The sequence below is a fragment of the Paracoccus aminovorans genome, from assembly GCF_001546115.1.
In the GTDB taxonomy this organism is placed as follows: Bacteria; Pseudomonadota; Alphaproteobacteria; order Rhodobacterales; family Rhodobacteraceae; genus Paracoccus; species Paracoccus aminovorans_B.
In genome coordinates this window covers 2,304,535-2,328,367 of record NZ_KQ955208.1, presented here as the reverse complement: position 1 = coordinate 2,328,367, position 23,833 = coordinate 2,304,535, and the positions used below count along the sequence as shown (strand labels likewise).

Sequence of the window (23,833 nt, the reverse complement as noted above, 5' to 3'; positions counted from 1 at the left end):
GAAGCAGCATACTACTCGCCTGCATCCGGCTTGGGAACGGCCCCTTCGGCCAACAGGACCTCATGCGCCGCCTTGAAGGCATCAAGGCCCGCCGGGATACCGCAATAAGCGGTGGCATGCAGCAATGTAGCGCGGATCTCGTCCACGGTGACGCCGTTGTTCAGTGCGCCCCGCACATGCAGCTTGATCTCGGGGGTGCGGCCAAGCGCGGTCAGCATCGCAAGGTTCAGCAGGCTGCGCGTCTTGCGGTCCAGGGTCGGATCGCCCCAGGCCCAGCCCCAGGCCCAAGCCGTGGTCGCCCGCTGAAACGACATCATGAAGTCGTCCGCCCGCTGCATCGAACTGTCGACATAGTCCGCGCCCAACACCTCGCGCCGGATCGGCAGGCCCTTGTCGAACAGTTCCTGATCTTCGGCCATCGCGCTATCCCTTCTCACTTGGTCCTTCACCGGCTTCCAAGCCAACCCGCATCAGGACGACGGGTCCGAAGCGCCTTCCACGATCACGACATGCGCTTCGCATGCGCCATCGCGGCAAGCACGTGCTTCCTGATATTCCCGAGAATAAAAGCAGGCGCGGGCACGGGCCAGGTCGGGAAACCGGATCACGACATGGCGCTGGAGGACGGGACCTTCCAAGGTCTCGGATGCGCCGCCGCGAGCCAGGAACTCTGCACCGAACTTCGCGAAGGCCTTGGGAGCCAGCGCCTGATACCCGGCATAGGCCGCCGGGTCGTGAACAGTCACGTGGGCGATCCAATATGCACTCATTGCCCCGTCCTTCGAGCGCCCTCATTGGCCACATGCAGCAGTTTGCTCGCGATTTCCGCGGCTTCGGTCAGATGCTCGCGCACGGCAACGCTTGCCCGGTCCGGATCTTGCGCGAAAATGGCCTCGGCAATGCGCTGCATCCGGGCCTGCCCCGATACATGCCGGTCGGTCGAGGCCAGTGTCAGCGCCCGAAGTCGAGAAATGCGGCCGTTGAGGCGCTGGACGATCTCCCAGGCGATGTGATGCCCGGCGGTGACGAAGATGACCTCGTAAAACCGCGTCGTCGCATCATAGAGCACCTGAGGATCGTCGGATAGAAAGGCTTCCTTGAGGCGCTGAAGCGCGGCCTGCAGATCGGCACGGGCGGACGCGTCGAGAAGCCTGGCGCAATCCGCCGCCGCCGCCGCCTCCAGCCGCAGGCGGATGTCATAGATCTGCCGGGCCTTGTCCCAGTCGAGGGTCGCGACGATCGGCCCTTGCCGGGGCTGGATCTCGACCAGGCCCTCGGCCTCCAGATAGCGGATCGCCTCGCGGATGACGGATCGCGAGACGCCCAGCTGATCGACCAGCGTCCGTTCGACAAGCCGGTAACCGGACGGAAAGCGCCCAGACATGATCGCGGCGCGCAAACGCTCGACGGCGAGTTCGCGAAGCGTCTGGGGAACATGCTCGATGCGCAGGCTGGCAGGTTGTTCGTTTGTCATGGCGCGAGACTAGCGCAGCTGGAATGCCAATACAATCTCATATTGACAGATGGCATGTTGGTATACCATCTTCCGATCATCGAATCGCTCTGGGGGCTGCCATGACAGCGGAAATCCGCAAGACCTTGCTGAATATCGAGACCACGCTGATTGAAGGCGGCCGCGCCGCACCGCAGCCTTTGAAGCTGATCACTGCCGCCGCCGTGCTGAAGAACCCTTGGGCGGGGCGCGGTTATGTCGACGACCTCAAGCCGGAAATCCACGCCGTCGCCCCCATCCTCGGCGAGTTGCTGACCGATATGGTGATCGAGGCCGCCGGCGGCGGCGGCAAGGTCGAAGCCTATGGCAAGGCCGCCGTGGTCGGCCTCGATGGCGAGGTCGAGCATGCCAGCGCGCTGATCCACACGCTGCGCTTCGGCAACCATTACCGCAGCGCGGTGGGGGCGAAATCCTATCTGGCCTTCAACAACACCCGCGGCCCGGCGAACGCCCCGATCATGATCCCGCTGATGGACAAGAACGACGAGGGCCGCCGCTCACACTATCTGACGATCCAGTTCGCGATCCCGGATGCCCCGGCCGCCGACGAGATCGTCGTCGCGCTTGGCGCCTCGATCGGCGGGCGCCCGCATCACCGTATCGGAGACCGCTATCAGGATCTGAAGGATCTGGGCCATGATGTCTCGAACCCTGCCGCTGTCTGACGGCGCCACCGTCCGGCTGATCGAGGCCGGGCGCGGTGAGCCCTTGCTGCTGATCCATGGCGTCGGCATGCGGGCCGAGGCCTGGGAGCCGCAGATGGCCGCCCTGTCGGCGCATCACCATGTCATCGCGGTGGACATGCCGGGGCATGGCGTTTCGTCCCCGCTGCCGGCGGCTGCACGCCTGCCCGATTTCGTCGCCTGGGCAGCGCAACTGGTCGAGGCGCTGGAGCTGGGCCCGGTCAACCTGGTCGGCCATTCCATGGGCGCGCTGGTCGCGGCGGGCCTGGTGGTCGAGCGCCCCGACTTGGTCAGGCGGCTGGCATTGCTCAACGCGGTTCACCGCCGCTCGCCCGAAGCTCGCGCCGCCGTCCTGGCCCGCGCAGACGAGATCGCACGCGGTGAGGGTGACAACGAGGCACCGCTGATCCGCTGGTTCGGTGCCAATCAGGTCGCCATCCGTAACAAGGTGGCGCACTGGCTGGAAGGTATCGACCCACAAGGTTACGCCACGGCTTACCGCGCCTTCGCCGAGGGCGATTCGGTTTATGCCGACCGGCTGGCCGAAATCGCCTGCCCAACGCTCGTGCTGACCGGTGATGGCGATCGCAACTCCAGCGCGCAGATGAGCCACGAGATGGCCAATGTGATCCCCTTGGGCCGTGCGCTGATCGTTGCCGGGCACCGCCACATGGTGAACATGACGGCGCCCTACATCGTGAACGATGCCCTGACAAACTGGCTCAGATGGGACGAAACCAACATGACGCCATTCGATCCTCGCGCGCTTCGCGACGCCTTCGGCTGCTTCATGACCGGCGTGACGGTCGTGACCACTACGTCGGAAGGCGTGCCGTTGGGTTTCACCGCCAATTCCTTTTCTTCGGTTTCGCTGGATCCCCCGCTCCTGCTGGTCTCGATCGCCAAGACCTCGCGCAATTTCGGGCATTTCGTGAATGCGGGCCATTTTGCGATCAATGTGCTGGCGGAAAGCCAGAAAGACGTGTCGGGCACTTTCGCCCGCCCGGTCGAGGATCGCTTTGCCTCGGTCAAGTGGTCGCCCGGCCCGGCAGGATCGCCGGTGTTCTCAGGTGTCTCGGCCTGGTTCGACTGCCGGCTTTCGCAACTGGTGGAAGCGGGCGATCACGCCATCCTGATCGGCGAGATCAAAGGCTTTGCCGCCTCGCAGGAACCCGGCTTAGGATATTATCGCGGCGCCTATATCACGCCCGCCCAAACCGCCGCCCAGTTGCCAACCGGCCCTGACGTGATGATAGCTGCCATCGTCGAGGCCTGGGGCGAAGTCCTGCTGGTCGAGGACGGACAGGGCGGGCTTGCGCTGCCCGAGGCTCGGGTCGGGCGCGAGGGCGTGCAAGCCGCCTTGACGCAGCTTTTGCGCGATATCGCCCCCGATGCCGCGCCGGGCGAGATCTATGCCGTCTACGACGGCGCGGCGCCCGGCCGCCAGCACATCGCCTTCCGCTGCCCGGCAACCTCGACCGATGCCCGGCAGGGACGCTTTGTCCCGCTGGAACCGGACCATCTGAAATCCGTCGGCGATCCGGCTACACGATCAATGCTGGACCGGCTGGCGGCGGAATCACGGCTTGGCAATTACGGCGTCTATTTCGGCTCGCACATCGAAGGCCAGGTCACGCATAAGCAGGGAGCAGAGGCATGAAATTCTCACTCTTCATCCATATGGAGCGCGTCTCGCCAGACGAGGACCAGAAGAAGCTCTATCAGGAGATGCTGGAGCTTTGCCGGATCGCCGACGAAGGCGGGATGCATGCCATCTGGACCGGCGAGCATCACGGCATGAACTTCACCATCTCGCCGAACCCGTTCCTGAACCTGGTCGACATTGCCCGGCAGACCAAGAACGTGCGTCTGGGCACCGGAACGGTGATCGCGCCCTTCTGGCACCCGATCCGGCTGGCCGGCGAGGCAGCGATGACCGACCTCATCACCGGGGGCCGGCTCGACCTGGGCATCGCCCGCGGTGCCTACGGCTTCGAATATGAGCGGATGCTGCCGGGGCTTGACGCCTGGGGCGCGGGCCAGCGGATGCGCGAGCTGATTCCTGCGATCCAGAAACTCTGGCAGGGCGACTACGAGCATCAGGGCGAATTCTGGCAATTCCCCCGGACCACTTCGTCCCCCTTGCCGGTGCAGCAGCCGCATCCGCCGATCTGGGTCGCGGCACGCGATCCGAACAGCCACGAATTCGCGGTCGAACACGGCTGCAACGTCCAGGTCACGCCGCTGCATCTGGGCGACGAGGAAGTCGTAAGCCTGATGGAGCGTTTCAACGCCGCCTGCGAGAAGCACTCCGACCGGCCGCGCCCAAAGATCATGGTCCTGCGCCACACCTATGTCGCCGACAGCGAGGAGGATGCGCAGCGCGGCGCCGAAGAGCTGAACATGTTCTACAACTATTTCGGTGCCTGGTTCAAAAACGAGAAGCCGATTTCGATGGGCCTGATCGAGACGATCACCCCCGCCGAGGCCGCGAAGCACCCCCTCTATTCGCCCGAGGCAATGCGCAAGAACCAGATCGTCGGCGAAGCGCCGGAGGTCATCGAGCGTATCAAATCCTACGAGGCGCTTGGCTATGACGAGTTCAGCTTCTGGATCGACAGCGGCATGAGCTTCGAGCGCAAGCGCGCTTCGCTTGAACGCTTCATCCGCGACGTCATGCCGGTCTTCGCGTGATGGAAAGGTTCCAGCATTATATCGACGGCGCCTTCGAGGACGGGGCGGGCGGCTTCGACAGTCTCGATCCTGCCACCGGCACGCCTTGGGCCAGAATGCCCGATGCAAGCGCGGCGGATGTCGATCGCGCCGTTCGTGCGGCCCATCGGGCCTTCCACGACCCGGAATGGGCGGGGCTGACCGCCAGCGCGCGCGGCAAGCTGCTGCTGCGGCTGGCCGACCTAGTGGCCGAGGCGGCTCCGCGCCTTGCCGAGCTGGAAACCCGGGACACCGGGAAAATCATCCGCGAGACCAGCGCGCAGATCGCGTATGTGGCCGAGTATTATCGTTATTATGCCGGTCTCGCGGACAAGATCGAGGGCGCGCACCTGCCCATCGACAAGCCCGACATGGAGGTATGGCTGCGGCGCGAGCCCATCGGGGTCGTCGCTGCCATCGTGCCTTGGAACAGCCAGCTGTTCCTGTCGGCTGTCAAGCTGGGGCCGGCCCTGGCCGCCGGCTGCACCGTGGTGCTGAAGGCGAGCGAGGACGGGCCCGCGCCGCTGCTGGCATTCGCGCAGCTGGTTCACCAAACCGGCTTCCCGCCCGGCGTCGTCAACGTCCTGACCGGCGGACCCGAGGCGGGCAAGTCGCTGACCACCCATCCTCTGGCTGCCCATATCGCCTTCACCGGCGGGCCGGAAACCGCGCGCCATATCGTGCGCGCTTCGGCCGAGAACCTGGCGCGCACCTCGCTGGAGCTGGGCGGCAAATCGCCCTTTATCGTCTTCGAGGACGCCGATCTGGACAGCGCCGCCAATGCCCAGGTCGCCGGCATCTTCGCCGCGACGGGTCAAAGCTGCGTCGCCGGCTCGCGCCTGCTGGTGCAGAACGGCATCAAGGACGAAATGCTTGCGCGGCTCAAGGCCAAGGCCGAGGCGGTGCGCATCGGCGCCCCGGGCGACATGGCCACCGAGGTCGGGCCGCTTTGCAGCCTGCGCCAGCGCGCCCGGATCGATGACATCGTCGCCGCATCGGTCGCCGTCGGGGCCAGGCTGGTCACCGGCGGGCAGTCGCCAGAGGGCGAGGGCTTCTATTACCCGCCGACGATCCTTGATTGCAGCGCCGTGCCCGATGCGCCCTGCGTAACCCAAGAGCTGTTCGGCCCGGTGCTTTCCGTCGTCGGCTTCGACACCGAGGAAGACGCGCTGCGCATCGCCAACGGCACGCCCTATGGCCTGGCCTCGGGCGTCTTTACCCGCGACCTGACGCGGGCGCACCGGATGATCCGCGGCATCCGCGCCGGCGTGGTCTGGGTCAACACCTATCGCGCCGTCTCGCCCATTGCGCCCTTTGGCGGCCATGGCCTGTCCGGACACGGCCGCGAGGGCGGGCTGGCGGCGGCGCTGGACTATACGACCGTCAAGACGGTGTGGCTGCGGACCTCGGACGCGCCGATCCCCGACCCTTTCGTGATGCGCTGAACGAACCCGGACAAGCCGGGCAACAATCGCAACCAACCAACAGTGGAGACTGACAATGCAAATGAAATCGCTTCTCGCAGTCGCATTCGTCGCCATGGCGGCCAGCGCAGCCAACGCCCAGCAGATGGTCTTCACATCCTGGGGCGGCACCACGCAGGATGCGCAGACGGAGTTCTGGGCCGCGCCCTTCACCGAAAAATCCGGCACCGCCGTCCTTCAGGACGGGCCGACCGATTACGGCAAGATCAAGGCCATGGTCGAGGCGGGCGCGGTCGCCTGGGATGTCGTCGATACCGAATTCGACTGGGCGCTTCAGGCCGGAAAGGCCGGGCTGCTGGAGCCGCTGGATTTCGGCGTCATCGACAAGGCCAAGCTCGACCCGCGCTTCGTGTCGGATTACGCGGTGGGCTCGTTCTATTATTCCTTCGTGATCGGCTTCAATCCGGCGAATTTCTCGGGTGAAGCGCAGCCGCAGACCATGGCCGACCTGTTCGACACCGCGAAATTCCCCGGCAAGCGCACCTTCTACAAATGGTCCGCCCCCGGCGTGATCGAGGCGGCGCTGCTGGCCGACGGCGTGCCGGCCAACCAGTTGTATCCGCTCGACCTAGATCGCGCCTTCAAGAAGTTGGACACGATCAAGTCCAGCATCATCTGGTGGGAAGGCGGCGCGCAAAGCCAGCAGTTGCTGGCCTCGGGCGAAGCGCCGATCGGCCTGTTCTGGAACGGCCGCCTTGCCGCGCTGCAAGCGGACGGGATGCCGGTCGGCATCAGCTGGCAGGACAACATCACCGCCGCCGACGCCCTGGTCGTGCCCAAGGGCGCCAGGAACAAGGAGGCCGCCATGGCCTTCATCGCCGAGGCGACCAGCGCCAAGGCACAGGCGGATTTCGCGACCAAGACCGGCTATGCCCCGATCAACCTCGACTCGCCCTCGCTGATGGAGGCCGATCTGCGCGCCACCCTGCCCGACGCGCAGACCGCCAACCAGATCAACGCCGACATGGCCTATTGGGCCGAGCATCGCGATGAGATCGGCAACCGCTGGTATGCCTGGCAGGCCGAGTGATCCACTGCTTCGCCGCAGTCCGCTTTCGCGGGCTGCGCCATCCCGTCTCTTTCTGCTGAGGTGACCGATGCTGTCCTTCCTGACACCCGCCCGGCGAGGATCGGGTCTTGGCATGGCCATGCCCGCCCTGCTGCTGCTTCTGGCGTTCTTCGTGATCCCGGTGGCCGGGTTGCTCAGCCGCTCGGTCACCGAACCGGTGGCGGGCTTGCAGAACTATGAAACGCTGCTCGGCTCGGCCACCTATCTGAGGATATTCTTCAACACCTTCCTGGTTTCGGGCCTTGTCACCCTGATCACCGCGCTCATTGCCTTTCCGGTGGCCTGGGCACTGGCGATCATGCCGTCCCGCGTCGCGGCCGTGGTCTTTGCCATCATCCTGCTGTCGATGTGGACCAACCTGCTGGCGCGGACCTATGCCTGGATGGTGCTGCTGCAACAGACCGGGCTGGTGAATCGGATACTGATGGCCACCGGCATCATCGACCAGCCGGTGCAACTGACCAACAACCTGGTCGGCGTCACCATCGGCATGGTCTATATCATGCTGCCCTTCATGATCCTGCCGCTTTACGGCGTGATCAAAAAGATCGACCCCGCGATCCTGCAGGCTGCCGCGCTTTGCGGCGCGACCAAGGGGCAGGCGTTGCGCCGGGTGCTGCTGCCCTTGGCCACGCCCGGCATCGCCTCGGGAGCGCTGATGGTCTTCGTCATGTCGCTGGGCTATTTCGTCACCCCCTCGCTCTTGGGCGGGACCGCCAACATGATGGTGGCCGAACTGATCGTGCAGCAGGTGCAGAGCCTGCTGAACTGGGGCATGGGTGGCGCCGCCGCCTTCATCCTGCTGGTCGTCACCCTGGCGCTTTACGCCTTGCAACTGCGCCTGTTCGAAGGAAGGGCCCGCTGATGCTGATGAATTTCGACAAGCTGGGTGCCTGGCGCTGGATCCTGTCGGGCATCTGCGCGCTGATGGCGCTGTTCCTGCTGTTGCCGATCCTGTTCATCGTCGCGCTGTCCTTCGGCAATTCGCGCTGGCTGATCTTTCCGCCACCGGGATGGACACTGAAATGGTATGGCGAGCTCTTCGCCGATCCACGCTGGCTGCAGGCCGCCTTCACCTCGGCCAAGATCGCCGCCATCGTCATGGTGCTCTCCGTCGCCATCGGTCTGCTGGCCTCGCTGGCGCTGGTGCGTGGCCGGTTCCGTGGGCGCGCGGTGCTGCGCGGATTCTTCCTGACCCCGATGGTCCTGCCGGTGGTCATCATCGCCGTCGCGCTTTACGCCGCCTTCCTGCGGCTGGGTCTGAACGGCACGCTGGTGGGCTTTGTCATCGCGCATCTGATCGTCGCCCTGCCCTTCGCGATCATCACCATCTCGGGCGCGCTGGAAACCTTCGACCCTTCGATCGAGGATGCGGCGATCCTCTGCGGCGCCAGCCCGTGGGAGGCGCGCTTCCGCGTCACCCTGCCCGCGATCAGCCACGGGTTGTTCTCGGCCGCCATCTTCTCGTTCCTGATCTCCTGGGACGAGGTGGTGCTGGCAATCTTCATGGCCTCGCCCACGCTGCAGACCCTGCCGGTCAAGGTCTGGACCACGTTGCGCCAGGACCTGACCCCGGTGATCGCCGCCGCCTCGACCCTTCTCGTCCTGCTGACCGTGGTCCTGATGATCGCGGCCGCCCTGATCCGCAAAGGCAAATCCCGATGACCAGCCCCTATCTGCACATCAACGGAATTCGCAAGACCTTCGGAGACGTCGTTGCCACCGACCATGTCGAGCTGGAAATCGGCGAAGGCGAGTTCATGACCTTCCTCGGCCCCTCGGGCTCGGGCAAGTCGACGACGCTCTACATCCTGGCCGGTTTCCAGGATCCGACGGCTGGTGACATCAGGCTGCGCGGCAAGTCCATCCTGCAAACGCCGTCCCACAAGCGCAACATCGGCATGGTGTTCCAGCGCTACACGCTGTTCCCGCATCTTTCGGTGGGCGAGAACGTGGCCTTTCCCCTGCGCGTTCGCCGCGCGTCGCAAGCCGAGATCGCCACAAAGGTGAAACGCGCCCTGTCGCTGGTGCGCCTGGACGGGTTCGAGGACCGGATGCCCGCCAACATGTCCGGCGGCCAGCAACAGCGTGTCGCCCTGGCCCGTGCCCTAGTCTACGATCCGCCGGTCCTGTTGATGGACGAGCCCCTGTCCGCGCTGGACAAGAAGCTGCGCGAAGAAATCCAGTATGAGATCCGCCGCATCCACCAGCAAACCGGCGTGACCATCCTTTATGTCACCCACGACCAGGAAGAGGCGCTGCGCCTGTCCGACCGCATCGCCGTCTTCAACCGCGGCAGGATCGAGCAGGTCGGCACCGGACCCGAGCTCTATGCCAGTCCCGCCACGCATTTCGTGGCAGATTTCATCGGCGACAGCGCCTTCCTGACCGGGGAACTGGCCGAGGTGAAGAACGGCCGGGCCACGCTGCGTTACGCGGATGGTACGGTGCTGACCGATGTGCCGATGCATGGCGTTGGCGCGCGGGGCGGCAAAGCCGAACTGATGCTTCGCCCGGAACGGATCGACCTCTCGGACGCGGCCGGCCCGCAGGGCGCATCGCTGCCCGTCACCATTGAGGACGTGACTTTCCTGGGCAACAATAGCGCTGTCACCGCCCGCACCGGCTGGGGCGATCCGCTCTATATCCGGCTGAACTTCGGCCATCCGATGATGGGCAGCGTCTCGCGTGGGGACCGGCTTCATGTGCGCTGGCAGCCGCAGGATGCCCATGCCTTCACCAAAGAATGACGCCCGAGATCAGAATTCCTTCCAACCCGCCGGATTGTGACGCGCGCCGGCCCGCAGCGGAAACCGCGATGCTTGACCTGAACGATCCCTCTCTCCTGACCGCCAGTGCCCTCATCGACGGCTCATATGTGCCGGGCCGCCGGGTTTTCAGCGTGACGAACCCAGCCACCGGCGGGGAACTGGCACAGGTGGCCGATCTGGGCATTACCGAGATCCGCGCCGCCATCGACGCCGCCCATGCCGCGCAAAAGCCCTGGGCCGCGCGCACCGGCAAGGACCGCGCCGCCATCCTGCGCCGCTGGCACGACCTGATCCTGGCCAACCAGGAGGACCTGGCCCGCATCCTGACCGCCGAGATGGGCAAGCCGCTGGCCGAGGCGCGGGGCGAGATCGCCTATGGCGCGTCCTATGTCGAATGGTTCGCCGAAGAGGCCAAGCGCGTCTATGGCGACACCATTCCCGGCCACATGCCCGACAAGCGCCTGATTGTGCTGAAGCAGCCGGTGGGCGTCGTCGGCGCCATCACGCCCTGGAACTTCCCGAACGCCATGCTGGCGCGCAAGATCGCCCCGGCCCTGGCGGCGGGCTGCACCATGGTCGCCCGGCCCTCGGAGTTCACGCCGCTTTCGGCCCTGGCGCTGGGCGTGCTGGCCGAGCGTGCCGGCATTCCGGCGGGGGTGCTGAACATCGTGCCCGGCCTCGATGCCGCCGGCATGGGGGCCGAGCTTTGCGCCAATCCCAAGGTCGCGAAGATCACTTTCACCGGCTCGACCCGCGTCGGCAAGATCCTGATGCGGCAGGGGGCGGACACAATCAAGAAGCTGTCGCTGGAACTGGGCGGCAACGCGCCGTTCATCGTCTTCGACGACGCCGACCTGGACGCTGCGGTCGAGGGCGCCATGGCCGCCAAGTTCCGCAATGCCGGACAGACCTGCGTCTGCGCCAACCGCATCTATGCGCAGGCGGGTGTGCATGACGCCTTTATCGAGAAGCTCGCGGCCCGCGTCGCGGCGCTGGCGGTCGGCGACGGCCAGGCCGACGGTGTCGCGATCGGCCCGCTCATCAACGACGCGGCCCTGGCCAAGGTCGAGGATCACATCGCCGACGCCCGCGCCCACGGCGCGACCATCGCCACCGGCGGCGGGCGCCATGCGCTTGGCGGCAGCTTCTTCCAGCCGACCGTGCTGTCCGGCATGACGCCCTCGATGAAGATCGCGCGTGAGGAAACCTTCGGCCCCGTCGCCCCGGTCTGGCGCTTCGAGACCGAGGCCGAGGCGGTGGCCCTGGCCAATGCCAGCGAATTCGGGCTGGCGGGCTATTTCTACGCCCGCGACCTGTCCCGCGTCTGGCGCGTGGCCGAGGCGCTGGAGGTCGGCATGGTGGGCGTGAACACCGGCCTGATCTCGACCGAGGTGGCGCCCTTCGGCGGCGTCAAGCAATCCGGCCTCGGCCGCGAGGGCAGCCATTACGGCATCGAGGATTACCTCGAGATCAAATACATGTGCCTGTCGGTTTAGAGATCACGAGGGTCATTTCCTCGGAAAAGGAGACCGGTGTATGGAACCGCGATCCCGCCAAACAATCATAGAACTTCGCCACCTCCGCTATGTCGTCGCAGCGGTGGAGCACGGCAGCTTCAGCGCTGCAGCGGGAGAACTGGGCGTTCGGGAATCCGCGATCAGCCGGCGTATCCGCGATCTGGAGGACGAGACCGGCGCCGCGCTGTTCATCCGCCACAAACGCGGCGTGACGCTCACCGATGCGGGCAGGCGTTTCCTGAAGCACGCCCGGCGTGCGCTTGATGAACTCGACCTGGCCATCAAGGATGTCGGTGCCGCCGGCCGGGTCGAACACGGCGTGTTGCGGATCGGGATCTTCGCCTCTCTGGCCTCAGGGTTTCTCGCCGAGCTATTACGCCGATACAATGACGATCATCCCGGTGTGCGCAGCGTGATTGTCGAAGGCTGTCCAGCCAATCACATCGCCGCGATCCGCCAGCACCGAATGGATGTGGCTTTCCTGACGGGCACGCCGGATGCCGCGGAATGCGATGTGGAGGTGTTCTGGCAGGAGCGGGTTTTCGTGGCGCTTCCGAAGGAAGACGATCTGACGGTGCGGAAGCGAATCGCCTGGTCCGAGTTGCGCGACCGGCATTTCGTCGTCAGCGAAGCCGGTCCGGGTCCGGAAATCCACGATTATCTGGTCCGGCATCTGTCGGAACTCGGCCATCATCCCAGTGTCGAACGCTGCCCGGTGTCCCGCGACACGTTGATGCAGCTCGTCGCCCTGGGCAAAGGGTTGACTCTGACCAGCGAGGCGACCACCGGCGCGACTTTCCCCGGCGTGAGCTTTCGCCCGCTCGCGACGGAGCCCCTGCCCTTCTGCGCGGTCTGGTCGCCGCGCAACGACAATCCGGCCCTGCGCCGGTTACTCAGCCTGGCGCGGATCCTGTCGGCGCGAGACAGCAAGGCAAAATGAATCAGTCGCCAAGTCGACGCCCGGCACCGACGCTTCTCCGCACCTTCGCAAACCCGCGATCCGAGGCGAGGAACCGCTCCAGCATCGGCACGACAAGCTTCTGCGGCGCGATCGGCCCCTGCCCACCACTGCGGCCGAGCAGTTCGCCATAAAGTACCAGATCCCTGTGCAGGCCGGCGGGCAATTCGACGGCCATCTTCACCGGCGTATCGTCGGCGATCGGCCCCAGCTTCAGCTTGGTCATGGTGTCATCCTCCGGCATTCTCGAATATCAAATCCCGCCCCACGAGAATCCTGACCGGGAATCCCGGCCGGACGGTCAGCGTGGGCGCGATCTGCAGCTGGCGCTGGACGATCTGCTGGCCGGCCTGGTCGACGGCATCCTGGGCGCCGTCGCGGATGGCGCGGATCAGCCGGTCGTCGTCGCCGGCGGCGAGTTCGGTGCCGACCGCCAGCAGCGTCGACAGCCCGGCGGCCTTCATCAGCTCTCCCCAGTGGTAATCGACGCCGTCCTCGAGCCCGGCGTAACCGGCGGCATCGGCGCCCGGCAGGCGCTCCAGCACCAGCGAGCGGCCATCGGGGAAGATCAGCCGGTTCCAGACCAGCAGCACGCGGCGCTGGCCGAATGTGACGCTGGCATCGTATTCGCCGATGATGCGGGTGCCCTGCGGGATGAGCAGGATCGAGCCGGTCGGGCTGTCGTAGACCGGCTGCGTGACCTGGGCGATGATCTGGCCGGGCAGGTCGGAGCGGATGCCGGTGACCAGCGCCGCCGGGATCACCGAGCCGGCCTGCAGGATGTAAGGCGAGGCCGGCGCTTCCACGCGATCTGGGGCCACCGTGATACGGTCGGCGCCGCCGCCCAGGAACGTCGCGTGCCGATCCTGGGCACCTGTGTCCCCCGACTGACCCATGGTGCCGAGAGCGCCGGAAGCCTGGTCGGCGCTCCTTGCGCCACCACCCAACCCGCCCGCCGGCCGTGGCCCGCCCTGAAAGAACACGCCGCTGAGCCGCGCCGCCTCTTCCTCCGCCAGCCGCTGCTGCTCCGCCGCGTCCATGGCGGGTGCGATGACGGCGGGCGTAGCAGGCGCCGGTATTGGCTCGCCGCGATTGCGCGCCTCGAGGATCGGCCTGCCGAGATCGCCGGGCAGCGCCGGGCCGAGAGCGGGGCCGGTATAGTCGCGCGGCAGTTCCGCCAGCCCATCGGCTGTGGCGCGGTTTTCGGTGGAGAACAGCTCCTCGCCGCTTCGTTCCATCATGTCCTTGCCCTGCAGGGCAAAGATCAGCGCCGCGCCGATGCCGAGCGCGGCGATGGCGGCCATGCCCGCCAGCACCTTGCGCGACAGCCGGGTCACGCGGGGCGGCTCGGCGCGCAGGCGCATCTGCGCAGCAGTGCTTTCCTTATCGGTCATGAGCACGATCCCTGCCGGACCCCGCATTGCCGCGTGCAGCAGCCGTGGCAACAGCGTGCTGCACCGGCTGCAGGCGATGGATCCGCACCACCTGCTGGCGCTTGCCGAACCCGAGGCGCAGTTCCGCGACACCGAAGAGCCGGTCGACGATCATGACGTTGCCGTGGACGCGGCTGTTGACGATCTCCGGTTCGCCCTCCGGGCCGATGACGAAGAGTGGCGGCATCTCGCCCTGGGCGATGCCAGGCGGGAAGACCACATGGACCCGGCGGCCGTCGTCGAAGACCGAGACCGGCCGCCAGGGCGGGCTCGCACCCTCGATCTGCAACCCGTAGCGATGGTTGCGCGCGGTCTTGGCCGGAATCGCCAGAGCCGCAGGAACCGCCCGACGGCGTGCCGAAGACGATGCGCTTTCCGGATAGTGCCATGACACCGCCGGCATCCAGGTCTCCTCGCCGGCGCGCAGTTCCAGCATGTAGCGGCGCCGGTCGGTGGCGATGACCAGGTTGGTGGAGATGGCGGGCCGAGTCGGCTTGACCAGCACATGCACGCGGCGGGAGGCGCCACTACCGCTTTCGGTATCGCCGATGATCCAGCGGGCGGTGTCGCCGGCGGCGATGGGACCGGTGCCGGTCAGCTGTTCGCCCGGCTCCAGCGCGATATCGGTGATCTGTCCCGGCGCGGCATAGACCTGATAGAGCGCGCCTTCCGACCATGGATAGACTTGGATCGCATTGTAGTAGCCCTCGCGGCGCGGTTCGACCCGGGCGGCGAGATTGGCGTTCGTCACCCGGCTTTCCGGACTCTCCGCCGCATTGCCGCCCTTTGCCGGGGTCCAGTCCGGCGGCACATGCAGCGGTTTCGGAACTGGTTCTGCAACAGCCGCTGGCGGCGACGGCAGCGGCGGCACGTTGTCGTCATAGCTGAACTGCGGGGCTTTGCTGGTGGCGCAGCCCGCCAGTGCGGTGGCCGACAGCAAGACGGCAGCCAGCAGCGGACCGGACAAACGCCGCGCCGAGGTGCTGACCATTCTTTCGGTGAGAACAAGGATCATTGGCTCATCTCCTGCGACCATGAGATCGCATTGACGTAGATTCCGAGGGGGTTGGCACGCAGGCCCTCGGCACTGCGCGGTGTCTGGATCACCACGGTCAGGATCGCGGTCCAGCGCTCGGTGGATGACAGCTGGCCGTTCTCGTAGCGCTTTTCCGTCCAGGCGACCCGGAACGAATCCGGCGAGGCGCGGATGACGGAAGAAACCTCGACCGAGACCTGCCGCTCGCCCAGCCTCGAGAAGGGATCGCTGCCGCGGGCATGGTCGTTCAGCGCCGCGGCGCCGCGATCGGTGGTCCAGTCATAGGCCCTGAGCCAGTTCTGGCGCAGGATCACCGGATCGGCCGGAATCGACCGGACCTGCTCGATGAACCGGCCGAGATGCCAGGCGATCTGCGGGTCGGTGGGTCGATAGTCGGCGGCGGCTGGTGCGACGGGCTGGGCTTGGCCGAGATCGTCGACCTGCACCACCCAAGGGACGACGGTCCCTCGCGCCGATTGCCAGACCAGGGCCGCAGCAAAGCCGCCGGCCAGCAACAGGCAGGCGAAGGCCATGAGGCGCCAGTTTTTGGCCTGCACCCGGGCCGCACCGATGCGCTCGTCCCAGACCTGTGCCGCCCTCTGATAGGGCGTCTCGGGTTCGGGCGTCTTGCCGTAATGGGTCGCGGGGCGTCTGAACAGATTCATGGCGTGTCGCTTTCGGAAAGGGAGACGGAGGCGCCGGGACCATGGCTGTCGCCGGAGCGCACGGCATGGGCGGCGACGGTCGCGCCCCGGCCAAGGGACTGCCCGCGCAGGCGCTGCGCCCAGGCGGGGGCATTGCCGCCGGCACTGGCGTTTGCGCCACCCGCACCAGCGGCGGGGCCACCGAGCGTGCCCTGCGTGGTGCTGCCCCCGGTGCCGGTGAAGGCGGTCTTCACCCCGGCGGCATGGCTCCTGGAGATGCTGGCCGCCGCCTTGCGCAGCGGCGACAGGGCGGCCATGCCCGCGCCCTTGCCGACACCAGCGCCCCCGGAGAGGGCGCCGCCGAGCCCGGATTGTCCGGCCGAGTTCAGGGTATAGGCGGCAGAGGCGGCACCCGCCGTCGCGGCGCCACCGCGCACGGCCATCGCGCCGCCCTTCGCGCCCAGCACCGTGGCGCCGCCGGCGGCGAGCGCGGCCCCGCCCACGGCCAGTCCTGTGCCGGCCACCGCACCCGCACCAAGCTGTGGACCTCCGGAAACGAGGCCGGTGGCGATGCCGGGCCCGAAGATACCGAGGCCGAGAAGAGAGAGCGCCGCCAGCACGATGGCCATGGCGTCGTCGACGGTGGGGGCGACGCCACCGAAGCCGGTGGTGAACTCACCAAACAGCGTCGAGCCGATTCCGATGATGACGGCCAACACGAGCACCTTGATCCCCGACGAGACGACATTCCCCAGCACGCGCTCGGCCATGAAGGCGGTCTTGCCGAAGAGGCCGAAGGGGATCAGCACGAAACCGGCCAGCGTGGTCAGCTTGAACTCGATCAGGGTGACGAAGAGCTGCACGGCGAGGATGAAGAAGGCGAGGATGACCAGCGCCCAGGCGAAGAACAGACAGAGGATCTGGATCAGGTTCTCGAACACCGCCACCCAGCCCATCAGGTCGGAGATCGAGTCCAGCAGCGGCCGTCCGGCATCCAGCCCGGTCTGGGCGACGCGGCCCGGCCGCATGAGATCGGCGGCGGTGAAGCCGGTGCCGGAGGCCATGAGCCCGAGGCCGGCGAAGCTGTCGAAGACGATCCTCGCCAAAGTATTCCAGTTGGTGATCAGGTAAGCGAAGACGCCGACGAAGATGGTTTTTTTGACCAGCCGGGCGAGGATGTCGTCCTCGGCGCCCCAGGCCCAGAACAGGGCGGCCAGGGTCACGTCGATGACGATCAGGGTGGTAGCGATGAAGGCGACCTCGCCGCCCAGAAGACCGAACCCGCTGTCGATATAGCTGGTGAAGACCGCCAAAAAATTGTCGATGACGCCGGACCCGCCCACAGCCTATTCTCCTTCGGTGGTTGCGGCTGGTGCAGCCGGCGCCGGCGTCCGACCGAGAAAGCGGTCGCGGGTCTCGGCCCAGATCGCGAGGCACTCGGCATCTTCCGCCGCGGCCTCGCCCATGCGCTGGCAGCGGCGCTGATCGGTGCGCAGAGGATCCTCCGGTTGCGACTGGCCCGGTCGACCGGGCAGGGGCGGCAGGTCGCCGGTCCGCTCCATCCGGATCAGGGTCACGGTCATGACGATCGCCAGGAACAGGATGGCAATGAGCCGGGCCATCGCCTTGCCCTCCATGGTTGTGCCTCCTTCGGCCGTCAATCGTTGAACATCCGGGCATTGCCGGGCTGGTAGCCGGTGCCGGGCGCCAGGAAGCGTTCGCGCTGGATGCGGCCCTGCTCGGCGGCGGCGGCGCGCTCGGCCTCGGCCAGCGCTTCGGCCCGGCCGGTGGCGGCAAGGAGCGCGGTCAGGTCGGAGAGCTGCTGCGATTGCAGGGCCAGCAGCTGGTTGCCGGCCTGGCTGGCCTGAAGCGCACCTGTCGCGCCCTGGCTCTGTTCGACCAGCGTCGCCATCTCGGTCCGCTGCGCCTCGATATTGCTGGTGACGCCGGCCTGGACGCGCATGGCGTCCTGCAACCCGCCCATGGTGTTGCTCCAGCGGGTGCGGGCATCGTCCAGCAGTTGCTGCTCGGACATCGACAGGTCGGGCGCGGCGTATTCCCGCTCGAACGCCTGATCGACCTCCTGCACCTCGAAGGCGATGTTCTGGGCCTCGTCGAGCAACTGCTGGGTGCGGGTCACGTTCCGCTGCAGCTGCTGCAGCGAGCTGTGCGGGAGGCTGGCGAGATTGCGGGCCTGGTTGATCAGCATCTGCGCCTCGTTCTGCAGCGAGGCGATCTGGTTGTTGATCTGCTCCAGCGACCGGGCTGCGGTGAGCAGGTTCTCGGCATGGTTGGTCGGATCGTAGACGATGCGCCCGAAGCCGCCGAAGAAGGCATGGGCCGGTACGGTGAGCACCGGGGCCAGTGCCAGCGGTGTTGCCAGCGCCACGGCCAATGCGGTGGTGCTGACGATGCGGCGGATGGCGTGCGAGGTAGCGGTCGTGCTGCGCGTCATGGCGCGATCTCTTTTTCTGTGCTTGTTTCTGGTCCTGCCTCTGCGGGGATGGGTCCTGCCTCGGCATCGCCGGGCGCGACCGCGTCACCGGCAGGCCCGGTCTCCGCGTCGATGAACCTGGCATCGTCCGGTCCCGCCTCGTGATCAGCACGCGCCGTTTCTGAACTGGTCGGTTCAGATGCGGGCATGTCGGTGTTCTCCGGCGCAAGATTGCCGAGATCCGGGATCAGCTCGGCGGCCCAGTCGACGCCGAGCGCCCTGAGCCAAGCGGCGAGGAAGCCATCGCGGCCATGTTCTGTGAGGGTTTTGGCGATCAGGGCCTGATCGGACTTGGCCGATGCGGCGCAGAGCGCGAGGCCAATTTCCGACAGGCCCAGCTCGAACAGGCGGTTGCCGCGGCGGGACTGGCAGTAATAGTCGCGCTTGGGCGTTGCTCGCGCCAGGATCTCGATCTGGCGGTCGTTGAGGCCGAAGCGGCGATAGATCGCGGTGATCTGCGGCTCGATGACGCGCTCGTTCGGCAGCAGAAGCCGGGTCGGGCAGGACTCGATGATCGCCGGCGCGATGGCGGAGTTGTCGATGTCGGACAGGCTTTGCGTGGCGAAGACGACGGAGGCGTTCTTCTTCCTGAGCGTCTTCAGCCATTCGCGCAGCTGGCCGGAAAACCCCTCGTCGTCGAGCGCCAGCCAGCCCTCGTCGACGATCAGCAGCGTCGGGCGGCCGTCCAGCCGGTCGCCGATGCGGTGGAACAGGTAGGACAGCACCGCGGGCGCGGCGCCGGTGCCGACCAGCCCCTCGATCTCGAAGGCCTGCACCGAAGCCGAGCCGAGATGCTCGCTCTCGGCGTCGAGCAGGCGTCCATAGGGGCCGCCGAGGCAATAGGGCCGCAACGCCTGCTTCAGCTCATTGGATTGCAACAGCACCGCGAGGCCGGTGATGGTCCGCTCTCCGACCGGGGCGGAGGCCAGCGAGGTCAGTGCCGTCCAGAGATGCTCCTTCACCTCCGGGGTGACGCCGATACCTTCGCGCCTCAGGATGGCGGAGATCCAGTCGGCAGCCCAGGCGCGCTCGGCCGTCTCATGGATGCGGGCCAGCGGCTGCAGCGAGACCAAGGCCTCCTCTCCCTCGCTCAGCCCGCCGCCGAGATCGTGCCAGTCGCCACCCATGGCCAGCGCCGCGGCGCGGATGCTGCCGCCGAAATCGAAGGCGAAGACCTGCGCGCGCGGATAGCGGCGGAACTGCAAGGCCATCAGCGCCAGCAGCACGGATTTGCCCGCGCCGGTCGGGCCGACGACAAGGGTATGGCCGACATCGCCGACATGCAGCGAGAAGCGGAACGGCGTCGCGCCCTCGGTCTTGCCATAGAAGAGCGGCGGCGCGTCGAAATGCGCGTCCCGTTCGTCGCCGGCCCAGAGTGCCGAAAGCGGGATCATATGGGCGAGATTCAGCGTGCTGATCGGCGGCTGGCGGACATTGGCATAGGCGTGGCCGGGCAAGCTGCCCAGCCAGGCGTCGACGGCATTGACCGTCTCGATCATCGCGGTGAAGTCTCGGCCCTGCACGATCTTCTCGACCAGTCGCAGCTTCTCGTCGGCGACGCGGGCGTTCTGGTCCCAGACCGTGATCGTCGCCGTGACATAGGCCATGCCGGCGACATCGGCACCGAGTTCCTGCAGGGCCAGGTCGGCGTCGGCCGCCTTGTTGGCGGCATCGGTATCGACCAGCGCTGAGGGCTCGCTGGTCATCACCTCCTTCAGGATCGCGGCGATGCTCTTGCGCTTGGCGAACCACTGGCGGCGGATCTTCGTGAGCAGCCGTGTCGCGTCCACCTTGTCGATCAGGATGGCGCGGGTAGACCAACGATAGGGAAAGGCGATGCGGTTCAGATCGTCGAGGATCCCGGGCGTGGTGGCGGTGGGAAAGCCGGTGATGGTCAGCACCCGCAGATGCGCCTCGCCCAGGCACGGCTCCAGCCCGCCGGTCAGCGGCTGGTCGGCCAGCAGCGCATCGAGATGCATCGGCACCTCGGGCAGGCGCACGCGCTGCCGGTTGGTGGAGATGGTGGAATGCAGATAGGTCAGCGTCCCAGGATCGTCGAGCCAGCGGCATTCCGGCATGAAGCCGTCGAGCAGCGCTAGAACCCGGTCGCTGCGGTCGATGAAGCCGCGCAGCTGCTCCCAGGGATTCACCCTGGATGTCTCGCGGCCCTCGTAGAGCCAGCTTTCCGCCCGCGCCGCCTCCTCGGCCGGCGGTAGCCAGAGCAGGGTGAGAAAATAGTTCGAGACGAAATGGTTGCCTTCCTGCTCGAAATCGGCTTTCCGCTCGGCATCGACCAGCGCCGAGGCCGGATCGGGAAAGGTGCTGTCGGGATAGGTCGCAGCCTCCAAACGCTGCGCCTCGACGAAGATGGCCCAGCCGGAGCCGAGGCGGCGAAAGGCGTTGTTGAGCCGGCCGGCCACCGCGACCAGTTCGGCCGCGACGGCGGAATCCAGATCGGGACCGCGAAACCGCGCCGTACGCTGGAAGGAGCCGTCCTTGTTCAGCACCACGCCCGGTGCGACCAGCGCCGCCCAGGGCAGGTAATCGGCGAGACGGGAAGCATGACGGCGGTATTCGGCGAGGTTCATCATGGCAGGGCTCCGTCAGACGGCGAGATAGCCGGGGATGCGCAGATGCCGCCGCCCGACCTCGACGAAGAGCGGATCGCGCTTCGCCGCCCAGACCGCGGCGAGATGGCCGATCGCCCAGATCAAAATGCCGGCGAGCCAGAGCTGCAGCCCGAGACCGACCGCCCCGGCCAGCGTGCCGTTCAGGATGGCGATGCTCCTCGGTGCGCCGCCGAGCAGGATCGGCTCGGTCAGGGCGCGATGCACCGGCACCGAGAAGCCGGGCACCTCGGCAAGCTGCTCGAAACCCGCGGACATTACACCAACGCCCCGCCGCCGAAGCTGAAGAAGCTGAGGAAGAAGGAACTGGCCGCGAAGGCGATGGAGATGCCGAAGACGATCTGGATCAGCCGCCGGAAACCGCCGCCGGTATCGCCGAAGGCCAGGGTCAGTCCGGTGACGATGATGATGATCACCGCGACGATCTTGGCCACCGGCCCCTCGACGGAATCGAGGATCGACTGCAGCGGCGCCTCCCAGGGCATCGACGAACCGGCGGCATGGGCGGCGGGCGCAAGGACGAGGTTGCTCAGGACCAAGGTCGCGGTCATCGCGACGTGATGGCGGATGCGCAGGGCATGACGGATCATTCTGGTTCTCCAGTATTTTCTGAGGTGTCGGTGTCGGGAATGACCGGGGCGATGCGGTAGTTGCCGTCCGGACCGAGCCCGTCGACTCGGACGAGTTCGGTGAGGCGGCGATTGTTGCCGCGTCCGGCCAGAACGGCAATCAGGTCGACGGTCTCGGCGATCAGCGCCCGCGGCACGGTGATCACGGCTTCCTGGATCAGCTGTTCGAGCCGCCGCAGGGCGCCGATGCCCGATCCGGCATGGATGGTGCCGATGCCGCCGGGATGGCCGGTGCCCCAGGCCTTCAAGAGATCCAGCGCCTCGGCGCCGCGCACCTCGCCGATCGGGATGCGGTCGGGCCGCAGCCGCAGCGACGAGCGCACCAGGTCGGACAGGCTGGTGACGCCATCCTTGGTGCGCATGGCCACCAGGTTCGGCGCGGTGCATTGCAGCTCGCGGGTATCCTCAATGATGACCACGCGGTCCTGCGTCTTCGCCACCTCGGCCAGCAGCGCATTGGTCAGCGTGGTCTTGCCGGTCGAGGTGCCGCCGGCGACGAGGATATTGGCGCGCGTGGCCACCCCGAGCCGCAGCGCCTCGGCCTGCATCCGGCTCATGATCCCGGCACCGACGTAGTCATCCAAGGTGAAGACCGCGACGGCGGGCTTGCGGATGGCGAAGGCGGGCGCCGCGACCACCGGCGGAAGCAGCCCCTCGAAGCGCTCGCCCGTCTCGGGCAGTTCGGCGGAGACGCGCGGGGACCGGGCATGGACTTCGGCACCGACGTGATGCGCGACCAGCCGGACGATGCGCTCGCCGTCAGCGGGAGAGAGCGTCTGCCCTGTCTGCGCCAACCCGTCGCGCAGCCGATCCACCCAGATCCGGCCGTCCGGGTTCAGCATCACCTCGACGATGTCGGGATCCCGCAAGAGGGCGGAGATGGCAGGCCCGAGCGCGGTGCGGAGCATGCGGGCGCCGCGCTCCACCCTTGCCTCGATGTGGTCCGAACCTGCCATCCCGTCCCCCGTTCCTCCGGGGCGGCGAGAGGAAGGCCCCGGATGGGGTCGACTAAAAGAGCGTCAAAACGCAGCCGCGCAACAGCTATTCACCTGCCATCGTAGTCTGGCGTAGAAAGACAGGGAAACGGCGGTTTCGCCTTTTCCGAAAACCGGACGCCGCGAGTTCAGACCGGGCGAATCGCGTGGGTGTTCAGCTGACTTCCAGGATCTCTCCGGTATCGTGGCGCTTCACGAAATCCACCCGCTTACCGTTCCAGTGATAGCAGAAATGCGAGCCCTGCACCGGGATGCTCACCACGTCGGGCCAGAAGGCGCCCATGCATTGCCCGCCCGGCATGCGGATGCTGTTCCAGAGCAGACCGTCGCTGCCGGCCGCGCGAAGCCCCGCCCCTTCCGCCTGCGATGGCGCATAATCCGTCGGATGCAGGACATCCGGCACGGCGTTCACGTCGTGCAGTTCCCGGTCGATCGAACCGACCAAGGCGCGGAAATCCGAGGTCCAGCCGGGTGCCTCTTCGGTCGCCGCCATGAACTTCGCATGGTGGTGGATGGTCTCGGCCAGCGCGACCTCTTCCCGGTCTCCGGCATAGTAGATGCCGTAGCTGCCATCGGTGAAACGACCCGGTCGCGCGATCGAGCAGTGGACGAAGGGCGCCATGACCAGGCTGGCGCCCGGCCCTCCGACCCGGCGCGCGGCAGGCACCTTGCCCAGATCGCCGACCTCGTTGCGAATGCGGTGATTGGTCTTGGCCTCGACCGAGACCAGCGCCTCCCAGTCGCGCGGATCGGCGATGTCCTCGAACAGGTCGATCGGCGGCCAGATCGAGCGGATGATGCGCCAGGTCCTGTCCCACGTCACCCGCCGCTTCACGGCAAGGCCGCTCACCATGCGCCGCGCTCGGCGTCGAGCCATTCCCGCATCAGCGCCAGATCGGACAATTCGCCCCGCAGCATGATGTCGAGGGCGGAACTGCCACCGAAAGCCGCATTGGGTTTGCGCACCCACGCATACCCCCGGGCGGGATCCTTGAAGAGATAGCGCAGCCCCTTATGGATCCCCATGAGATGGGCCATGCGCATCTTCAGGTCCCGGTCGATCCGGCCGATCTCGCCATCCTTCCAGCGCGCCCAGGTCCGGGCCGCCATGCCGCCCAGAAGGGTCCTCGCCTCGGCATCGCTCACGCCCCAGGCGCGGAACAGATTGACGGTGGTGCGCGCCAGCGCGCCGGCCTCCTCGTCGGTGATGACCGGGCTGCCGACACGGGCCGGGGTTGCGGCAATGGGATGAAGCTGCATCTGCGCCT

At 66.9% G+C, this 23,833-nt stretch carries 26 protein-coding genes; 10 read left to right on the top strand and 16 right to left on the bottom strand.

Annotation, left to right across the window (positions count from 1 at the left end):
- Positions 1-11 precede the first annotated feature (11 nt).
- The 3 genes from ASV56_RS11905 to ASV56_RS11895 are packed head-to-tail and all read right to left on the bottom strand — an operon-like array spanning position 12 to position 1,474.
- A complete protein-coding gene (locus ASV56_RS11905) occupies positions 12-419 on the bottom strand; it encodes a carboxymuconolactone decarboxylase family protein (protein WP_062562153.1) in 408 nt (135 codons plus the stop codon).
- A gap of 51 nt (positions 420-470) precedes the next feature.
- Positions 471-770 carry a DUF1330 domain-containing protein gene (locus ASV56_RS11900; RefSeq protein WP_062562152.1) on the bottom strand — a complete coding sequence of 100 codons (300 nt, stop codon included), beginning with the start codon at positions 768-770 and terminating at the stop codon, positions 471-473.
- On the bottom strand, positions 767-1,474 hold the full coding sequence (locus ASV56_RS11895; protein WP_062562151.1) for a GntR family transcriptional regulator: 708 nt from the start codon (positions 1,472-1,474) through the stop codon (positions 767-769). Before ASV56_RS11895 ends, ASV56_RS11900 begins: the two co-directional genes overlap by 4 nt.
- Before the next feature lie 101 nt (positions 1,475-1,575).
- Between ASV56_RS11895 and ASV56_RS11890 the strand changes: the two genes are divergently transcribed.
- The 10 genes from ASV56_RS11890 to ASV56_RS11845 all read left to right on the top strand — a co-directional run bounded on the left by ASV56_RS11890 (position 1,576) and on the right by ASV56_RS11845 (position 12,689).
- Positions 1,576-2,178 (top strand): amino acid synthesis family protein, encoded by a 603-nt coding sequence (locus ASV56_RS11890; RefSeq protein ID WP_062562150.1) that lies wholly within the window; start codon positions 1,576-1,578, stop codon positions 2,176-2,178.
- A complete protein-coding gene (locus ASV56_RS11885; protein WP_062562149.1) occupies positions 2,150-3,856 on the top strand; it encodes an alpha/beta fold hydrolase in 1,707 nt (568 codons plus the stop codon). The genes ASV56_RS11890 and ASV56_RS11885 overlap by 29 nt, the downstream gene beginning before the upstream one ends.
- The gene (locus ASV56_RS11880; protein ID WP_062562148.1) at positions 3,853-4,890 is read left to right on the top strand and encodes an LLM class flavin-dependent oxidoreductase; all 1,038 of its coding nucleotides are present in this window, start codon (positions 3,853-3,855) and stop codon (positions 4,888-4,890) included. Before ASV56_RS11885 ends, ASV56_RS11880 begins: the two co-directional genes overlap by 4 nt.
- The gene (locus ASV56_RS11875) at positions 4,890-6,353 is read left to right on the top strand and encodes an aldehyde dehydrogenase (protein WP_062562147.1); all 1,464 of its coding nucleotides are present in this window, start codon (positions 4,890-4,892) and stop codon (positions 6,351-6,353) included. The genes ASV56_RS11880 and ASV56_RS11875 overlap by 1 nt, the downstream gene beginning before the upstream one ends.
- Positions 6,354-6,414: 61 nt before the next feature.
- Positions 6,415-7,422 carry an ABC transporter substrate-binding protein gene (locus ASV56_RS11870; RefSeq protein WP_062562146.1) on the top strand — a complete coding sequence of 336 codons (1,008 nt, stop codon included), beginning with the start codon at positions 6,415-6,417 and terminating at the stop codon, positions 7,420-7,422.
- A gap of 112 nt (positions 7,423-7,534) precedes the next feature.
- A complete protein-coding gene (locus ASV56_RS11865; protein WP_216635383.1) occupies positions 7,535-8,326 on the top strand; it encodes an ABC transporter permease in 792 nt (263 codons plus the stop codon).
- Complete coding sequence (locus ASV56_RS11860; RefSeq protein WP_062562144.1) at positions 8,326-9,126, top strand: ABC transporter permease; 801 nt, start codon at positions 8,326-8,328, stop codon at positions 9,124-9,126. The genes ASV56_RS11865 and ASV56_RS11860 overlap by 1 nt, the downstream gene beginning before the upstream one ends.
- On the top strand, positions 9,123-10,211 hold the full coding sequence (locus ASV56_RS11855; RefSeq protein ID WP_062562143.1) for an ABC transporter ATP-binding protein: 1,089 nt from the start codon (positions 9,123-9,125) through the stop codon (positions 10,209-10,211). Before ASV56_RS11860 ends, ASV56_RS11855 begins: the two co-directional genes overlap by 4 nt.
- Before the next feature lie 68 nt (positions 10,212-10,279).
- Complete coding sequence (locus tag ASV56_RS11850; protein WP_062562142.1) at positions 10,280-11,728, top strand: NAD-dependent succinate-semialdehyde dehydrogenase; 1,449 nt, start codon at positions 10,280-10,282, stop codon at positions 11,726-11,728.
- A gap of 40 nt (positions 11,729-11,768) precedes the next feature.
- Entirely contained in the window at positions 11,769-12,689 is a 921-nt protein-coding gene (locus tag ASV56_RS11845; RefSeq protein ID WP_062562141.1) for a LysR family transcriptional regulator, read from the top strand.
- Position 12,690: 1 nt separating this feature from the next.
- Here the strand turns inward: ASV56_RS11845 and ASV56_RS11840 are convergent, their stop codons facing one another.
- The 13 genes from ASV56_RS11840 to ASV56_RS11780 all read right to left on the bottom strand — a co-directional run bounded on the left by ASV56_RS11840 (position 12,691) and on the right by ASV56_RS11780 (position 23,825).
- Entirely contained in the window at positions 12,691-12,933 is a 243-nt protein-coding gene (locus ASV56_RS11840) for a DUF2274 domain-containing protein (protein ID WP_062562333.1), read from the bottom strand.
- Positions 12,934-12,937: 4 nt separating this feature from the next.
- The gene (locus ASV56_RS11835) at positions 12,938-14,101 is read right to left on the bottom strand and encodes a TraB/TrbI/VirB10 family type IV secretion system protein (protein WP_062562140.1); all 1,164 of its coding nucleotides are present in this window, start codon (positions 14,099-14,101) and stop codon (positions 12,938-12,940) included.
- Positions 14,091-15,155 (bottom strand): P-type conjugative transfer protein TrbG, encoded by a 1,065-nt coding sequence (gene trbG / locus ASV56_RS11830; protein WP_437435914.1) that lies wholly within the window; start codon positions 15,153-15,155, stop codon positions 14,091-14,093. Before trbG ends, ASV56_RS11835 begins: the two co-directional genes overlap by 11 nt.
- Complete coding sequence (gene trbF / locus ASV56_RS11825) at positions 15,152-15,841, bottom strand: conjugal transfer protein TrbF (RefSeq protein ID WP_062562139.1); 690 nt, start codon at positions 15,839-15,841, stop codon at positions 15,152-15,154. The genes trbG and trbF overlap by 4 nt, the downstream gene beginning before the upstream one ends.
- Entirely contained in the window at positions 15,838-17,163 is a 1,326-nt protein-coding gene (gene trbL / locus ASV56_RS11820) for a P-type conjugative transfer protein TrbL (RefSeq protein WP_062562138.1), read from the bottom strand. The genes trbF and trbL overlap by 4 nt, the downstream gene beginning before the upstream one ends.
- Before the next feature lie 3 nt (positions 17,164-17,166).
- Entirely contained in the window at positions 17,167-17,457 is a 291-nt protein-coding gene (gene trbK-alt / locus ASV56_RS11815) for a putative entry exclusion protein TrbK-alt (RefSeq protein WP_062562137.1), read from the bottom strand.
- 20 nt (positions 17,458-17,477) lie between these two features.
- Positions 17,478-18,275: a P-type conjugative transfer protein TrbJ gene (gene trbJ / locus ASV56_RS11810; RefSeq protein ID WP_062562136.1), complete on the bottom strand. Its 798-nt coding sequence runs from the start codon at positions 18,273-18,275 to the stop codon at positions 17,478-17,480.
- On the bottom strand, positions 18,272-20,905 hold the full coding sequence (trbE, locus tag ASV56_RS11805; RefSeq protein ID WP_062562135.1) for a conjugal transfer protein TrbE: 2,634 nt from the start codon (positions 20,903-20,905) through the stop codon (positions 18,272-18,274). Before trbE ends, trbJ begins: the two co-directional genes overlap by 4 nt.
- A 12-nt stretch (positions 20,906-20,917) precedes the next feature.
- Positions 20,918-21,199: a VirB3 family type IV secretion system protein gene (locus ASV56_RS11800; RefSeq protein WP_062562134.1), complete on the bottom strand. Its 282-nt coding sequence runs from the start codon at positions 21,197-21,199 to the stop codon at positions 20,918-20,920.
- Positions 21,199-21,531, bottom strand: coding sequence for a TrbC/VirB2 family type IV secretion system protein (locus ASV56_RS11795; protein WP_062562133.1), 333 nt, complete (start codon positions 21,529-21,531; stop codon positions 21,199-21,201). Before ASV56_RS11795 ends, ASV56_RS11800 begins: the two co-directional genes overlap by 1 nt.
- Complete coding sequence (gene trbB / locus ASV56_RS11790) at positions 21,528-22,478, bottom strand: P-type conjugative transfer ATPase TrbB (protein ID WP_437435918.1); 951 nt, start codon at positions 22,476-22,478, stop codon at positions 21,528-21,530. The genes ASV56_RS11795 and trbB overlap by 4 nt, the downstream gene beginning before the upstream one ends.
- Positions 22,479-22,719: 241 nt before the next feature.
- Positions 22,720-23,442 (bottom strand): RES family NAD+ phosphorylase, encoded by a 723-nt coding sequence (locus ASV56_RS11785; RefSeq protein WP_253879966.1) that lies wholly within the window; start codon positions 23,440-23,442, stop codon positions 22,720-22,722.
- Positions 23,412-23,825 (bottom strand): MbcA/ParS/Xre antitoxin family protein, encoded by a 414-nt coding sequence (locus ASV56_RS11780; protein WP_062562130.1) that lies wholly within the window; start codon positions 23,823-23,825, stop codon positions 23,412-23,414. Before ASV56_RS11780 ends, ASV56_RS11785 begins: the two co-directional genes overlap by 31 nt.
- Between the last annotated feature and the right edge of the window lie 8 nt (positions 23,826-23,833).

Bases quoted from the DNA above. Each gene is read 5' to 3' on its own strand.
- ASV56_RS11905 (WP_062562153.1), bottom strand. From the start codon at position 419: ATGGCCGAAGATCAGGAACTGTTCGACAAGGGCCTGCCGATCCGGCGC.
- ASV56_RS11900 (WP_062562152.1), bottom strand. From the start codon at position 770: ATGAGTGCATATTGGATCGCCCACGTGACTGTTCACGACCCGGCGGCC.
- ASV56_RS11895 (WP_062562151.1), bottom strand. From the start codon at position 1,474: ATGACAAACGAACAACCTGCCAGCCTGCGCATCGAGCATGTTCCCCAG.
- ASV56_RS11890 (WP_062562150.1), top strand. From the start codon at position 1,576: ATGACAGCGGAAATCCGCAAGACCTTGCTGAATATCGAGACCACGCTG.
- ASV56_RS11885 (WP_062562149.1), top strand. From the start codon at position 2,150: ATGATGTCTCGAACCCTGCCGCTGTCTGACGGCGCCACCGTCCGGCTG.
- ASV56_RS11880 (WP_062562148.1), top strand. From the start codon at position 3,853: ATGAAATTCTCACTCTTCATCCATATGGAGCGCGTCTCGCCAGACGAG.
- ASV56_RS11875 (WP_062562147.1), top strand. From the start codon at position 4,890: ATGGAAAGGTTCCAGCATTATATCGACGGCGCCTTCGAGGACGGGGCG.
- ASV56_RS11870 (WP_062562146.1), top strand. From the start codon at position 6,415: ATGAAATCGCTTCTCGCAGTCGCATTCGTCGCCATGGCGGCCAGCGCA.
- ASV56_RS11865 (WP_216635383.1), top strand. From the start codon at position 7,535: ATGGCCATGCCCGCCCTGCTGCTGCTTCTGGCGTTCTTCGTGATCCCG.
- ASV56_RS11860 (WP_062562144.1), top strand. From the start codon at position 8,326: ATGCTGATGAATTTCGACAAGCTGGGTGCCTGGCGCTGGATCCTGTCG.
- ASV56_RS11855 (WP_062562143.1), top strand. From the start codon at position 9,123: ATGACCAGCCCCTATCTGCACATCAACGGAATTCGCAAGACCTTCGGA.
- ASV56_RS11850 (WP_062562142.1), top strand. From the start codon at position 10,280: ATGCTTGACCTGAACGATCCCTCTCTCCTGACCGCCAGTGCCCTCATC.
- ASV56_RS11845 (WP_062562141.1), top strand. From the start codon at position 11,769: ATGGAACCGCGATCCCGCCAAACAATCATAGAACTTCGCCACCTCCGC.
- ASV56_RS11840 (WP_062562333.1), bottom strand. From the start codon at position 12,933: ATGACCAAGCTGAAGCTGGGGCCGATCGCCGACGATACGCCGGTGAAG.
- ASV56_RS11835 (WP_062562140.1), bottom strand. From the start codon at position 14,101: ATGACCGATAAGGAAAGCACTGCTGCGCAGATGCGCCTGCGCGCCGAG.
- trbG (WP_437435914.1), bottom strand. From the start codon at position 15,155: ATGATCCTTGTTCTCACCGAAAGAATGGTCAGCACCTCGGCGCGGCGT.
- trbF (WP_062562139.1), bottom strand. From the start codon at position 15,841: ATGAATCTGTTCAGACGCCCCGCGACCCATTACGGCAAGACGCCCGAA.
- trbK-alt (WP_062562137.1), bottom strand. From the start codon at position 17,457: ATGGAGGGCAAGGCGATGGCCCGGCTCATTGCCATCCTGTTCCTGGCG.
- trbJ (WP_062562136.1), bottom strand. From the start codon at position 18,275: ATGACGCGCAGCACGACCGCTACCTCGCACGCCATCCGCCGCATCGTC.
- trbE (WP_062562135.1), bottom strand. From the start codon at position 20,905: ATGATGAACCTCGCCGAATACCGCCGTCATGCTTCCCGTCTCGCCGAT.
- ASV56_RS11800 (WP_062562134.1), bottom strand. From the start codon at position 21,199: ATGTCCGCGGGTTTCGAGCAGCTTGCCGAGGTGCCCGGCTTCTCGGTG.
- ASV56_RS11795 (WP_062562133.1), bottom strand. From the start codon at position 21,531: ATGATCCGTCATGCCCTGCGCATCCGCCATCACGTCGCGATGACCGCG.
- trbB (WP_437435918.1), bottom strand. From the start codon at position 22,478: ATGCTCCGCACCGCGCTCGGGCCTGCCATCTCCGCCCTCTTGCGGGAT.
- ASV56_RS11785 (WP_253879966.1), bottom strand. From the start codon at position 23,442: ATGGCTCGACGCCGAGCGCGGCGCATGGTGAGCGGCCTTGCCGTGAAG.
- ASV56_RS11780 (WP_062562130.1), bottom strand. From the start codon at position 23,825: ATGCAGCTTCATCCCATTGCCGCAACCCCGGCCCGTGTCGGCAGCCCG.